Origin of the sequence: Vreelandella alkaliphila (genome assembly GCF_016107625.1) — a bacterium.
GTDB classification, from domain to species: domain Bacteria; phylum Pseudomonadota; class Gammaproteobacteria; order Pseudomonadales; family Halomonadaceae; genus Vreelandella; species Vreelandella alkaliphila.
Genome location: NZ_JABASV010000007.1, coordinates 24592 through 37402, shown reverse-complemented (window position 1 = coordinate 37402; position 12811 = coordinate 24592). Strand labels below are relative to the sequence as shown.

General features: G+C 53.4%; 11 protein-coding genes. 2 read left to right on the top strand and 9 right to left on the bottom strand.

Annotated features, from left to right (window positions below):
* Positions 1–29: 29 nt before the first annotated feature.
* The 5 genes from JFC11_RS11850 to JFC11_RS11835 all read right to left on the bottom strand — a co-directional run bounded on the left by JFC11_RS11850 (position 30) and on the right by JFC11_RS11835 (position 3201).
* Entirely contained in the window at positions 30–263 is a 234-nt protein-coding gene (locus tag JFC11_RS11850; RefSeq protein ID WP_198349599.1) for a hypothetical protein, read from the bottom strand.
* Positions 264–481: 218 nt separating this feature from the next.
* On the bottom strand, positions 482–1537 hold the full coding sequence (locus JFC11_RS11845; RefSeq protein WP_198349598.1) for a GGDEF domain-containing protein: 1056 nt from the start codon (positions 1535–1537) through the stop codon (positions 482–484).
* A gap of 98 nt (positions 1538–1635) precedes the next feature.
* On the bottom strand, positions 1636–2148 hold the full coding sequence (locus JFC11_RS11840) for a hypothetical protein (RefSeq protein ID WP_198349597.1): 513 nt from the start codon (positions 2146–2148) through the stop codon (positions 1636–1638).
* 182 nt (positions 2149–2330) lie between these two features.
* Entirely contained in the window at positions 2331–2456 is a 126-nt protein-coding gene (ccoM, locus tag JFC11_RS19095; protein WP_267900570.1) for a cytochrome c oxidase subunit CcoM, read from the bottom strand.
* A gap of 226 nt (positions 2457–2682) precedes the next feature.
* Positions 2683–3201 carry an FKBP-type peptidyl-prolyl cis-trans isomerase gene (locus JFC11_RS11835; protein WP_095603078.1) on the bottom strand — a complete coding sequence of 173 codons (519 nt, stop codon included), beginning with the start codon at positions 3199–3201 and terminating at the stop codon, positions 2683–2685.
* A gap of 118 nt (positions 3202–3319) precedes the next feature.
* Between JFC11_RS11835 and JFC11_RS11830 the strand changes: the two genes are divergently transcribed.
* Positions 3320–4690, top strand: coding sequence for an AmpG family muropeptide MFS transporter (locus JFC11_RS11830; RefSeq protein ID WP_198349596.1), 1371 nt, complete (start codon positions 3320–3322; stop codon positions 4688–4690).
* A 2-nt stretch (positions 4691–4692) separates the two neighbouring features.
* Here JFC11_RS11830 and JFC11_RS11825 read toward each other — a convergent pair whose 3' ends face one another.
* A complete protein-coding gene (locus tag JFC11_RS11825) occupies positions 4693–6513 on the bottom strand; it encodes an SEC-C domain-containing protein (protein ID WP_198349595.1) in 1821 nt (606 codons plus the stop codon).
* Positions 6514–6595: 82 nt separating this feature from the next.
* A complete protein-coding gene (locus JFC11_RS11820; protein ID WP_038485007.1) occupies positions 6596–7843 on the bottom strand; it encodes an ABC1 kinase family protein in 1248 nt (415 codons plus the stop codon).
* A gap of 195 nt (positions 7844–8038) precedes the next feature.
* Here JFC11_RS11820 and JFC11_RS11815 point away from each other — a divergent pair, with 195 nt between their 5' ends.
* Positions 8039–9955, top strand: a complete 1917-nt coding sequence (locus JFC11_RS11815; protein WP_198349594.1) for a DNA topoisomerase III — start codon at positions 8039–8041, stop codon at positions 9953–9955.
* 102 nt (positions 9956–10057) lie between these two features.
* On the opposite strand, the gene JFC11_RS11810 is transcribed toward JFC11_RS11815, so the two are convergent.
* A complete protein-coding gene (locus JFC11_RS11810; protein WP_095603081.1) occupies positions 10058–10777 on the bottom strand; it encodes a ZIP family metal transporter in 720 nt (239 codons plus the stop codon).
* A 53-nt stretch (positions 10778–10830) separates the two neighbouring features.
* Complete coding sequence (locus JFC11_RS11805; RefSeq protein ID WP_198349593.1) at positions 10831–12801, bottom strand: M48 family metallopeptidase; 1971 nt, start codon at positions 12799–12801, stop codon at positions 10831–10833.
* Positions 12802–12811: the final 10 nt, after the last annotated feature.

The window sequence follows — 12811 nt, the reverse complement described above, 5'->3', positions numbered from 1 at the left end:
AGGTAATAAGCGGCTTATGCGAATCTCAATCACAGCGTCTCCATCCCAACGGGAGCGCTGTGGGCGAGCGTAGTAAGGACGTGAATAATGGGGACGTGAATGGCTGGATTTAGAATAACGGGGTCTTGAATAGCTGGGTCTTGAATAACGGGGCCTTGAATAGCTGGGCCGCGAGTAACATGAACGGGAATGGTGATGTTCGCGCGCTTCAGCTTGCCCCATGGAAAACAGCGTAGGGGCAACGTAAAGTGCAGCGGCGCCAAGGCCTAAACTTGCTAACACTTGTCGGCGTGAACGCCGTTTATTCAGCAGGGAATCGGCTTCATTGCTCATATCAGCACTCCGGATTAATCGCTAGAAAGGTTATGAAACACTGTTTTAAAAACAATCCTAGCCCCGAAGTACACATCAAACCACTGACTGAGCGTCACTTTCCCATTGTTTACTTTTTTTAACTATACTTCAGCGTTTTGTGAAAACATTATGCAGCTGCAGTAATTTGCCAATCATTACGGCCGGCGCTCTTTACTCGGTAAAGCGCCTTATCAGCAGCTTTGTAGGCATCTGGAAAAGTGGCTTCCCCTGCGGTAAAGCGCACTGCCCCAATACTCAAGGTGACCCTTTCATTATGCGGATGCGTGGGGTGTTTGAAATCAGCCTGCTCTAAAACAGACGTCAATTGATCACAGTAGCCAATCAATAACGCGTCATTATCACAAGGCAATACTGCGGCAAACTCATCCCCGCCTAATCGGTACAGTTTTGCTTTTGCTCCAAGTACATATTTCAATAGACTGGCTAGGCGCCGTAACAGTTGATCACCCTCTGGATGCCCCAATGAATCGTTGTACTGCTTAAAGAAGTCGATATCGACCAAGATCAAAGCAAGCGCAGCCCCTTTTTTGGCAGCGACATCCTGATGAAGCGCACTGCGGTTACCTATCCCCGTCAGCGGATCGCGCATCGCATGCTGCATCCAGGCTATGGTTTGCTTAGTAGCGCGCTCTGTACGCCGCAACTGACGCTCATGCATTCCCCAAAACAGCAACCCTAGTGCAAAAATCACCATACTCGAATAAGTGAGAATCTGATTATGCCGCCGAGTGCTTTCAGAAAACTCATTAATTGCCATGCCACGCAGGTCGAGCTGGTTCATCTCAATGCTCGTTAAACAATCAATTGGGCCCAACAGTTCAGCTGCGGTATCAAACGGTGTCACGGCATTTTCTTCAAGGCGCTCTGTTAGTAAATTGAGGGTTTGTAAACTCGGCTGGGTACAGCGGTACCTTTGACGATATACCTCGACATCAATTAGCCCATAGGCAAGATCGAGATTAAGCCTAACCGTTTGTCGTTGTTCATCATCAAAGGGCTGCTCGCCTAACAAATGTTGCTGGGCAATCTGTAAATATCCCCGTGATCTGGTAGCCAATTGCTGCCCTGTCAAATTGCCTGTCTGGCTGAAGTAAGCCTGTATTTCGGGGTATACCCAGCGCGCCTCATAAACAATAACCACCATCAATGCCATAAAACTCATGAGGCTCAATGATAACCACGTTACATAGCGGCGCTTCCTAGCGAAAGGAGCGGGTGGTGGCAGTGGTACGGCAGGTTGAGAAGGTGGCGGTTCAATGATCACCAACGGGCCTCAATACTTCGAATCATCCATATCCAGTCATTGAATTCGCGTAAATTCTCGATATCACGCTGATCATTATAAGCCTGATCAACCAGCCGCAATGGCCCTCGCGAACGCAATGTGAGTAGCTCTCCATCCTCTTCCGTTACCATTAACCACTTAGGATCATTCCAGCCACTTAATGTCACTTCGTAATCATCCCATGCCGTAAAGTGCAATGCAGGGGGAACTTCGCCAAACTGATTAACTAGAAAGCGACGGAACTCAAGTCCGTGCATATCTACTTCTCGCCCTTGAAAAGGATCAAATACTGACAAGATAATCGTAGACTGTTGGCGCAACTCGTTAAGAGAGAGCGTTGTGGTTTTTTCACCATTAATTACGCTTAATGCCTGAGCATAGACCGGCATTGATAGCCAGCTAAGTAATAGTAGGATGCAGGCAACAATGGCTTTGGGATAATGATAAGCGCAACAGCGTATGACAACGATTAAATTAACAGCATTCATGGCAAATGGCTTCCTAGCGGTACAATGCCTTATTGTGCTGCCAGATACTTTACCAGACGGTTAATGCGAATACTCGGAAACAGTTTTTAATCAACAAAAAAAGCCGGCCCAAATGGGCCGGCAACAGGAAGCTCGTTGTTAAAAGCAAGCTCCCTCCCCTGACGACGGTCACCACAACGGCGTTAATGCTTTTTACGTTCATCCTTACGGAGGTGGTCGCGTACAATAAAACCTACCCAACCAATCATAAAAGCAATCATTAACGCGACAGTAACTAGACCGAAAATAACAGCATCATCCCAGTACATGGTGATCCCCTCCTGCCGTGATGTATGACACCATCCTAGTGCGTTAATCGTGGCAGGAAGCTGACCTGGGTCAAGCTTTTCAGCGGGGTTATTTGCGGCCTGTCAGGAACTTGATATGGGTCAGTTTTTAACGCTCAAAATACGCTTCAGCATTAAAATACGCTGTCAATTTTGAGCACGCCGAAGATCTAAAGCCTGTAAAACTTGCAGCCCCTAAAACTTGCTGCTAAAGCACTTTTCGATCTTCTACTTTGCTGTGTTCGGTTCCCGGCGGTAGAGGGTGGCCTTTCGCCAGCTCTGCACGGGTTGCATCACGCACATCCAGCACGTTGACTTGATAGCGAAGCGTGTGGCCTGCCAGCGGATGATTTGTATCGACCGTTACCATGTCCCCATCAATACTCATCACCGTGACAATTTGCGGGCCTGCTTCACCTTCTGTTTGGAAACGGCTACCGGGTTCAAGTGCTGCGCTGCCAAATGAGGCACGACTCACTTGTTGCACCAAGTCTTCATTACGGATGCCGTAGGCATCAGCAGGCGCAAGCGTGACACGCAGCTCATCTCCAGCGGCTTTATCTTCCAGAGCACTCTCTAAACCGGGCAAAATATTATCGTGTCCATGAAGGTACTCTAAGGGCTTATCACGCGCGTTGGAGTCATCTAGCACGCGGGTACTGCCATCGCTAAGCACATCGCTTAACACGTAGTGTAAAGTGACTACTTGATGGGCTGTAATCGACATTGAAAACTCCTCTCCGGTAAGCTATCGGCTTTGTCATGGATATCAGGCCTAGTCTACCACTGAGCGGTTTTTAGCGGGCCTCGATGCAGACGTTTTCTTTCCTGGAGTGTTAACCAATATGCCCACCCCTACTCCCCAGCGCAGCTGGCTGGATGCGTTAGGTATTTACTGTCGTGCGCCTGTCATCACCATGCTGTTTCTAGGTTTTTCAGCAGGCTTACCTTTTTTGCTGGTGTTTTCCACTCTGTCTGCATGGCTACGCAGTGACGGCGTTGAAGTGGCCGCCATTGGCTTCTTCGCCTGGATTGGCATGCTCTACTCAATCAAGTTTTTTTGGGCGCCTATCGTTGACCGACTTGCCCTGCCAATCCTGACACGCACGTTTGGCCAACGACGTGGCTGGATGCTGCTTGCCCAGGGGATGATTGCGGCAGGGCTAATTGGCTTAGCGGGAGTCAGTCCAGTAGGTAACCTAGGCTGGGTAGCAGCCTTTGCGCTGCTGATAGCCTTTGGCTCGGCCACTCAGGATATCGCCATTGACGCGTATCGCATCGAATCCGCAGATGACGATGTACAAGCAGCGATGGCCTCTACTTACATTATCGGTTACCGCGGTGGGCTATTAGCGGCAGGTGCCGGGGCGCTGTATGTGGCATCAGCGATTTCCTGGAACGCAGCGTACCTCTGCATGGCCGCGCTTGTGGGCATTGGCGTGCTCACCGTGCTGATTCGACCTGAACCAAAGCGCGCATCGTTGACGGTTCAGCTCATTCACGAACCCAAGGTACGCGCCTTCATTCGTGCCAGCCGTGGCCAACCGAAAGTTTTGCGACGTCTAGGTGCTTGGGTGATTGGTGCCATTGTGTGCCCTTTTACCGACTTCTTCCGCCGCTACGGGGTGAAGGCGTTGGGCATTTTAGTGTTTATCGCGGTGTTCCGAATTAGCGACCTTGCCATGGCCTCTATGGCAAATCCGCTATATATCGATTTAGGCTTTTCGCTGGCCACCATCGCCAACGTCACCAATATTTTTGGTATTGCCATGAGTATAACGGGGGGCATTCTTGGCGGCTTGCTGGTTGCTCGCTACGGCATTGGGCCACTGCTGGTCATTGGCGCTGGCTTTGTCATGGTGACCAACCTGCTGTTTGCCGCGTTAGCGTTGATAGGCAACCAACTTCCCATGCTGGTCGTCACCATTATTGGCGATAATCTTGCCAATGGCTTAGCCAGTGCCGTCTTTATTGCATTTCTTTCCAGCTTAACGTCGCGGGCTTATACCGCCACCCAATACGCACTGTTTTCGTCGCTGATGACGTTACCAGGGAAGTTTCTGAGCGGTTTTGGCGGGCTGGTCGTCACGGCCCAGGGATACGCCACTTTCTTCATAGTGGCCACCCTACTCGGTTTGCCCGCCATTCTGCTAGCCATCTGGATCAGCCGAGATAAGCAGTTGGTGCCTACCCCAGTGATCGCAGAGGCAAAATAAAGCTAGCGGTGATCCGCCAACCACGCCAGCGCGCCTGGCGTGGTGCGCCACTGGTCACGCATCAAGGTACGATACTGCCACGCTTCCGCACGGGAGCCAGGATCGACTTGCCCATCCGCGTGAGGCATTGAAGGCCGCGGGTTCTCGGCACATAACAACTCTATCGCATAGCGATTATGAGCGACCACATCCACCAGCGCTGCTTCAGCGGCATCGTGCTTTTCCAATCGATAAAGCGCCAGCGTACGGCCCATTAATAAACCCAACTCTAAAGAGCCATCATCTTTTTGGGGCTCATCAGTGAGCGCTAGCGCTTCTTCATTGCGGTCATCACGCAGCAATTGATCAAGTACTAACTCTCTTAAGCCAAGACTATCTTCCTGGTCTATGGCTAGCAGCTCTTCAGCCAACTCACGGGAGTGCTGGCGCGCGCCGCGCTCCATGCCCACCACCAGCGCAAGGCCGGTACGCAGCAGCATGGCGTTATCGGCATCATCCCAACACAGGCTACCGTCACCAGCTGCACGGGCCTGCTCAAGCCAGCGAGAAAGGCGCAGTGCCAGCGGTTCCAGCAGGCTCGGCGCCATCCATGGCAGGCTACCAAAGCGGCTGGTCAGTGCTAACGTTACATCTTGCACTACCTGGGGGGCATCTAACCATTCTGGGTGAGCACATAGCTCAGACATCCACTCTATCGCGTTGCCCCACGGATCATCGCGAAAGCCCAAGGCGACCTCTTCATCGACCATGACCTGAAACTGTTCGTGCCAAGCCGCAAACAGGGTTTCTTCACGAGCAGTGGTGGTGTAGTGCAACCTACCGGAATCGGCATCTTGTTCAATGGTCAGCTTCGGTGCGATTGGGAGTGCAGCCAACAGCGCCTGTAGCGATACTAGCGGCGTCGCCATATCTTCTTCGGCGCTCAACAGCTGGTCGGCCAAAGTGGCACCAGGATTTTCAGCCAGAGCTGCCAGGAATTCGAGCTGCTCTTCATCCAAGTCGCCCTGGCGAACCAAGCGGCGGTACCAGAAGTTAGCTCGCTCTTTGGCCTCTTCCTCATGACCTTCATGCAGCAGCAACATGGCTTCAATGTAGGCTAGCGTCGGAGAATCCGGTAGCGCCTGCTGGGCTTTTACGAACGCAGCGCGGGCGCTGTCCAAGTCGTCGTTATCCAGGTGCATGAGGCACAACCGCTCAAGCGCCACGCCGCGCAAAAACAGTGGGCCGCGCTCCATAACATCATCAAGCAGGTCAGCACGCTTACGGGTAAAGCCACGCTCTTGATAGATATCTAACAGAATTTCAAACGCAGGCTCGGCCTGCTCCGGCAAGCGCGACCAATCACTACCGTCGAACAGTGACTCAAGAATCTGCATTGAACGACCGGTTTGACCGCTTTCAGCAGCAATTAGCCCGGCTTCTAATAACGCCTGGGCAGGTGCTTGCTGACTTTCCAGCGCTGCTTTCAACGTAGCGCCTTTCCACTCACGCAGGGAAAGCATCCACATCATCTGCTCAGGAATATCCGTGGGGAAGTCAACGCGGTAGCAGCACTGTTTGAATTTACGCCCTGAATCACACCAGCAAGGCTCGTTACGCCCTGGTGTGGCCAATGGTTCGTTCGCAAAATTAAGCCGCTCTAGCGGCGTTTGCGACCATAAAATAGGCGCAAGCGCCTGAGCAGTTGCCACATCGCCATTAAACGAATCTGCGCCTTCGGCACGTACCCAGGTCATAAAATCGGGGTAGTGTTCCTGTTTCCTAATTGCCGAGAGTGCCCCAGAGGCAAATCCCAGCAGTTGATCGACCCATACCGCCAGCATTGCCGTCTCCACTGTCTTCAAAACGCGATTGAAAAGCGCAATAGTCTAGCATGACAGGCAGCTCTCCCGCAGCGGCAATTAGTTAGGGTCTACGCGCCCAGGCTAGCAGCGGCTCGGTGCGCGTATGCATATCCAGACGCGCTTTCAGACGCACCAAGTTCCAATAGTGCCCATTCAGCGCCCGGGAGAGCAGCAAGGTATCCGCAGGCGGTTGCAGCCGATCCATGGCAGCCCACACTTTGGGCGTTAGCTCGCGCAGGCGGCGGTGTACCCGCACATCGCTGAAATCCTGCTCACCAGGGAAAAATAGTGGCGACACGCACTCAGCGGACTCTCGATAAAGTGCCAGCGGCGCGCCCTGCCCCTGGCGGCCGCCCATTTTCATTAACGCATCATCCATTGCCATTGGGTCTTGCGCAAGGGTGGCATCTAATAGCTGCATCATGGCTTTTAGCCGCGCTTCAGGCACGGGTATGACCGCACCGAAATCGTAGATGACCAAGCGCCCTTCAGCATCCGCCGCAAAGTTACCGGCGTGGGGGTCGGCATGCAACTCTCGATAGGTAAACAGCTCCTCGGTAATCCAATCAGCCAACGCCACGGCCACTTTCTGACGAGTGCCATCATCGGTGCTTTCTAAATCCCGCAGCGGTGTACCGTCTACAAAGCGCATAGCAAGGACATGCTGGCCAGATAGCTCAAACAGTGGCTCAGGTATGACCAACTGAGGGTTATCCTGATACCGCTCGCGATAGCGAGCCAGCGCTCGTGCTTCGGCGTGATAATCCAACTCTTCACGCAGCCCCGCCGCCAACTCTTCAAACAGCGCATCCAAACGCGCTTGGGGTACTTTGAACCAGCGGCCCAAGCTCATTATCCGTTTGACCTGCTTAAGATCGCTTTCCAACACATCCGCAAGCCCAGGGTACTGCACTTTTAGCACCACGGTTTCACCCTCATGGGTGACGGCTTTATGCACCTGCCCCATGGAAGCACTGGCAAACGGACGCTCTTCTATATCGCTAAAGTACTGATCAATATCGCCGTACTGCAGTAGCAGCGCTTCACGAATACGCGGCCAAGGCATTGGCTCTGCTTGACGCTGCAAGCGAGCAAGTTCATTTGCCAGGTCTGGGGGCAGCAGGTCATCCCACTGGGACATAATTTGCGCTAGCTTCATGGCCGGACCTTTCAGCTCCGAAAGCCCTTCAAACAGCGCTTCACCAAGCGCCCGCCAATCAGCTTGACCACCTAGACGAGTTTTCAGCAGCGCCCCGCCAGTGCGGGCACCCAGACCCAATAAACGTCGTGTTCTGCCGCGCTCGCGCATGGAAATCGCCTCATTAATTGCTTTTTGACAGCTTACTTAATTTGTTAATTTTATACAAAAACTATACACAGAAATAAATTCATCCATTTACAAAACAACTCACTAGCCATCTAACACACAAGCCAGACGCTAACCTGTTGCGGGTTCTGCTAAGATGGCAACTTGTTGTTTCCAGACGCCAGGGTCAGACACTGTATGCGCTTGATTATCGCCGAGAAACCCAGCCTTGCACGGGCCATAGCCGACGCGCTGCCCGGCAGCGCAAAACGCCAGGATGGCGCTATGGTCTGCGGCGACACCACTGTCACTTGGTGCCTGGGCCACTTGCTAGAACAAGCCCCGCCCGAAGCCTACGATCCTGCCGATAAACAGTGGCGACTAGACCGGCTACCCATTGTGCCGCAGCAGTGGAAACTGATGCCGCGCCCCAAGGCGCGAGGACAACTGGCAGTGATTCGCAAGCTGATTAAGCAGGCCACTAGCGTGGTGCACGCTGGCGATCCAGATCGCGAAGGCCAGCTACTGGTGCAGGAAGTAATTGAGTACATGAAGTATCGCGGCCCCGTTCAGAGGCTGCTGATCAGTGACCTTAACAAACCCGCCGTGAGCCGTGCACTTGCCAAGCTGCGCTCCAATATAGAATACCAGCCGCTGTTTCAAGCGGCCCAGGCGCGCTCGCGTGCTGACTGGCTTTACGGCATTAATTTAACCCGCGCCTGGACGCTAACCGGCCGCCAAGCGGGACATGACGGCGTGCTTTCCGTTGGCCGTGTGCAAACACCAGTACTCGGGTTGATCGTGCGCCGCGACAATGCCATTCGTGATTTCAAGCCTCACCCGTTCTACCCGCTATGGGTGGATTTACAGGTGGCCCAAGGTCAGCTGCGCGCCTGGTGGGCACCCAAAGAGCACCAGCCCTTAGATGAACAAGGGCGGCTGATCGATCGCACTCCCGCCGATGCCTTAGCAGCACAGCTTCCCGGCGCACGGGGCACCCTAACCACCCTCGATCAACAGGAAAAGCGCCAAGCGCCGCCGCTACCCTATTCGCTTTCCGCGTTACAAGTAGACGCCGCGCGCCGCCACGGGCTCTCCGCACAGATGGTGCTGGATATTTGCCAGCGGCTTTATGAACAGCACAAGTTAATCACCTACCCTCGCTCCGACTGCCGCTACCTGCCCGAAGAGCATCTAGCGCTGGCCCAGCGTAGCTTGAGCAGCGCCTGCCAAAACGATGACACGCTGCGTCAGTGGCTGGGTGGTGCTGACTTTACCCTGCGCTCAAAAGCCTGGAACGACAAACAGGTAGGCGCGCACCATGCCCTAGCGCCCACCGGCAAGCCTGCAGACTTTAGCCAACTTTCCGCCACTGAAGGCCATGTATTTCGGTTAATTGTGCGCAATGTGATGGCGCAGTTTTATCGGCCGCTGCGCACCTTTGAGGTGAAAGCAGAGTTCACCCTGCTAGATGAAGCTTTCCGTGCCCGCGGCCAGAGCATTCTTGATCACGGTTGGAAGCCACTCTTCACCACCCGCGACGAAACTCCGCCGCTACCGCCGCTCACTCAGGGGGAAGCCTGCCAAGCGCTTGGCGCAGGCGTTGAGGAGAAAGAAACTCGCCCGCCGGAACCATTCACTGATGCCAGCTTGATTAAAGCGATGATGAACATTGGCCGCTACGTAGATGACCCTAACGTGCGCCGCACGCTGCGTGACACCGATGGCCTTGGCACCGAAGCAACCCGTGCAGGTATTATTGAAACGCTGGTGCAGCGTGGCTACTTAGCGCGGCAGCAAAAAGCCCTGCGTGCCACTAAACTCGGCTGCGCGCTGATCGCCGCCTTGCCCAGCGCCGTAAGCACGCCAGAACGCACCGCCCTTTGGGAACAGCGGCTTCGGGCGATCTCAGAACAGCAGGATGACCCCGGCGCGTTTCAGCAAGCACTCCTGGATGATCTACGTGGCCTACTCACCCACAGCGATGCGGCCAAGCTGAGACACAGCCTACAAACTGCCCAAGGTGAGGCCGGAGGCCCAGCAAAACGTGCAACTAAGCCAAGAAAAAGTTATCCGAAAAGGAAAAATGCTGGGGCCAGAAAGAAGACAAGCTAAAAGCAAGCTTATAAGCGCACATTGCTTACTTGACGCTGATAGATGAGTGGCAGGAGACGGCTTGAGATCATCTCAATTGATCACAACTCATAGCTGACTTTATTAGCCACCAGCAATCATCATATTGCCGACTAAACCGAGCAAGAAGCCAGTAACTGCTCCCACTGCGGGCATGCTTTGATGTACAAGCTTAGATTCTGGTGCAATATCCTGGAAAACTAAGTAAAGAATTCCCGCACTGGCGAACAGCATTAAAGCGCCCATCAACTCGTCATACTGGGACAGCAAATAATACCCTGTGGCGGCAGAGGCAGGACCTACTAACGCTAAACCGCTAAAAGCTAGCACGATTTTATTTGGTGAGAGTTGAGAGTTACTACTTAACTCCTCAAAGGCATTAAACCCTTCCGGTAAGTTTTGCAAAACCATTAGCAGCGCCAGCAATAAGCCAGCGCTTCCTCCAGCGGCGAAAGCTGCGCCTAAAGCAATGGCTTCTGGAACAAAATCAGAAAGCATCGCAACCAGTTGACCAACAGAGCTGTTCAGCCTACTTAAAAAAGCATCCAAAAGATAAAAGCACACCCCTCCCGCGGCAAAGCACAACGCGGCCAATAAAGGAGACAGCTTGCTCGCTCCCTCAGGAACTAGCACCAAAGCGACTGCCGATATAAGCGCACCCCCGCCAAAAGCAATGATGAAATGCCGCCAAGAAGCACCCAAGAAATAGGGGTGCACAAGATCAAGCCGAGCGAGCAATGCCCCCGTGGGCATTGCCGCGCCAGCCAGCAATGATAATAATAAGATATACGTAATTTCAGTCATCGATATTGGGTATCACTTTTCTTATAGACCTTAATCTTCAAACAATACTCTCTCTACTTTACAGCACTTGATAGCTCATCTGACAGCAGTGGCGGCATCGGGCAGTCGAGGATATCTGCCATTACCCGAAATAACTCAGCTTCGGCTGGGCGAATATGTCCGCTATGCTCAATGCAGCGCGCCATGGCTTGCAGAAGAACGGGCTTTTGCAACGGCTTTAAGCGCCGTAAACGTTCCACGGCCAAGCTTAATGCCCGCATATCACTTACTTCGTCAGTGGCAGACAAGGCGAACGGCAGCTCGCTTTCCGCTGCATTCAGCGCTGCGCTAATCTCTTCAGAATTATCCTGGCCAGCTGCTGCCAACACACTGAGCAGGTGCTGGCACTCTCGCTGTAAATCACTGAGTTTAAGATGTGCGAGCCCGCTGTTTTTTTCGCCCAGATTGTTCAACAGCAGTTGATACAGCGCCCATTCAAACAAGCTGACGTGGCCATCCGCGTTGATTAATTGCTCCATACAGAGGCGAAAGTGCTGAGCCTGATCAACGGACAGCAACTTTAAGGCTGGTAGTGCCAACTCAACCAGCGGTAGACGTAACTCGATATTCAGCCTCAATACATCGGAGCCAATGTCCATCAGCGCTTGATAAGTATCTGGCAAGGCAATTTGTTGTAATGCATCTAACTGCTGCTCACGAACTGACGGTTCATCACTTAGCAGTAGTGCATAAATTAACGCACGGGCGGTATAGGGTTCTTGGGCCGCGGTTTTGATTCGTTCTGGCAGCGCATTTAGCGTTGCTCTGGCTTGCGCCAGGTGGCGTTGACTGGGCTGGCCGATGGCGCTAATGGCCGTTTGAGCAGAAGCCGCGGTTAATACAGCAGCCAACGTCCCTCTGCTTAGCTTCGCATCAGAACGGTCTTCACTGCCATCTTTACTATCATCTTCATTATCTACTGAACCAGGGGCGTCATGATCAGCGTGCTGCGGGGGCCAGCGAACCTCGAAGCGACCATCCCAGTCTGGCATTACCCGCTGAATACGCTCTTTTAGTGGCGGGTGGGTCGCCATCATACGCGTAAATCCCAGCTTGATGCCCTGGCCGAAAAACAGGTGGCTGAATTCGGCCGTCTGTGGCGCTTTCAAGTAGGAACCCTGGCTATGCGAGCCAATCTTAACCAGCGCATTACCAATGCCATAGGGATTACGGGTGAACTGTACTGCGGAAGCATCCGCCAGATATTCGCGCTGACGACTGACCGCTGACTTAATCAGGTTGCCAAAAAAGGTGCCCGCATAGCCGACCACCATTAGCGCCGCTCCCAACCCCAAAATTACCGCCGCTGAGTTGTTACGTTTACTGCCCCCAGCACGCCGATAGCGCATGCTACGTAGCAAAGTACCGCCCAATAGCCCAATCAGCAGAATACCGTGGAGGATGCTGACCAAGCGTATGTTTAGCCGCATGTCGCCGTACAGAATATGGCTAAACTCATGCGCGACGACCCCCTGCAACTCTTCCCGTGTCAGGTTGCGAATGGTGCCACGGGTAATACCGATCACCGCATCGCTGGTTTGGTACCCTGCCGCAAAAGCATTAATGCCCTCTTCCTCTACGACATAAACGGAAGGCACCGGCGTGCCCGATGCAATGGCCATTTCTTCAACGACATTGAGAATGCGGCGTTCATCGGGATCGTGGGTAGTTAGATTAATCTCGCGCCCACCGAGCGCTTCTGCGACTGCCCGGCCACCACCACTTAGCTGACGTTGTTTGAATAGACCGCCTAGCACCACAACAGCTAGCACCCCGACAGCCACACCAGCAACTAGCTGGAATGAGAGCGCGGACCACACTCCCTGCGCCGAAAGGCTGGTTTGTTCTGCGCCACTCATCAGCTGCAAGGCGATGGCAACCACCAATGTCGTCACGGCAACCAACGCCAGCACTGCTAGTACCAGCAAGACAACCAGATGCCAAGTTTTGCGCCGAGCGTGTTCCTGAGCAGTGAAAAAATCCATCTAATCCTGG

Bases quoted from the DNA above. Each gene is read 5' to 3' on its own strand.
- JFC11_RS11835 (WP_095603078.1), bottom strand. From the start codon at position 3,201: ATGTCGATTACAGCCCATCAAGTAGTCACTTTACACTACGTGTTAAGC.
- JFC11_RS11805 (WP_198349593.1), bottom strand. From the start codon at position 12,801: ATGGATTTTTTCACTGCTCAGGAACACGCTCGGCGCAAAACTTGGCAT.
- JFC11_RS11830 (WP_198349596.1), top strand. From the start codon at position 3,320: ATGCCCACCCCTACTCCCCAGCGCAGCTGGCTGGATGCGTTAGGTATT.
- JFC11_RS11840 (WP_198349597.1), bottom strand. From the start codon at position 2,148: ATGAATGCTGTTAATTTAATCGTTGTCATACGCTGTTGCGCTTATCAT.
- JFC11_RS11815 (WP_198349594.1), top strand. From the start codon at position 8,039: ATGCGCTTGATTATCGCCGAGAAACCCAGCCTTGCACGGGCCATAGCC.
- JFC11_RS11825 (WP_198349595.1), bottom strand. From the start codon at position 6,513: ATGCTGGCGGTATGGGTCGATCAACTGCTGGGATTTGCCTCTGGGGCA.
- ccoM (WP_267900570.1), bottom strand. From the start codon at position 2,456: ATGTACTGGGATGATGCTGTTATTTTCGGTCTAGTTACTGTCGCGTTA.
- JFC11_RS11820 (WP_038485007.1), bottom strand. From the start codon at position 7,843: ATGCGCGAGCGCGGCAGAACACGACGTTTATTGGGTCTGGGTGCCCGC.
- JFC11_RS11810 (WP_095603081.1), bottom strand. From the start codon at position 10,777: ATGACTGAAATTACGTATATCTTATTATTATCATTGCTGGCTGGCGCG.
- JFC11_RS11845 (WP_198349598.1), bottom strand. From the start codon at position 1,537: ATGAGTTTTATGGCATTGATGGTGGTTATTGTTTATGAGGCGCGCTGG.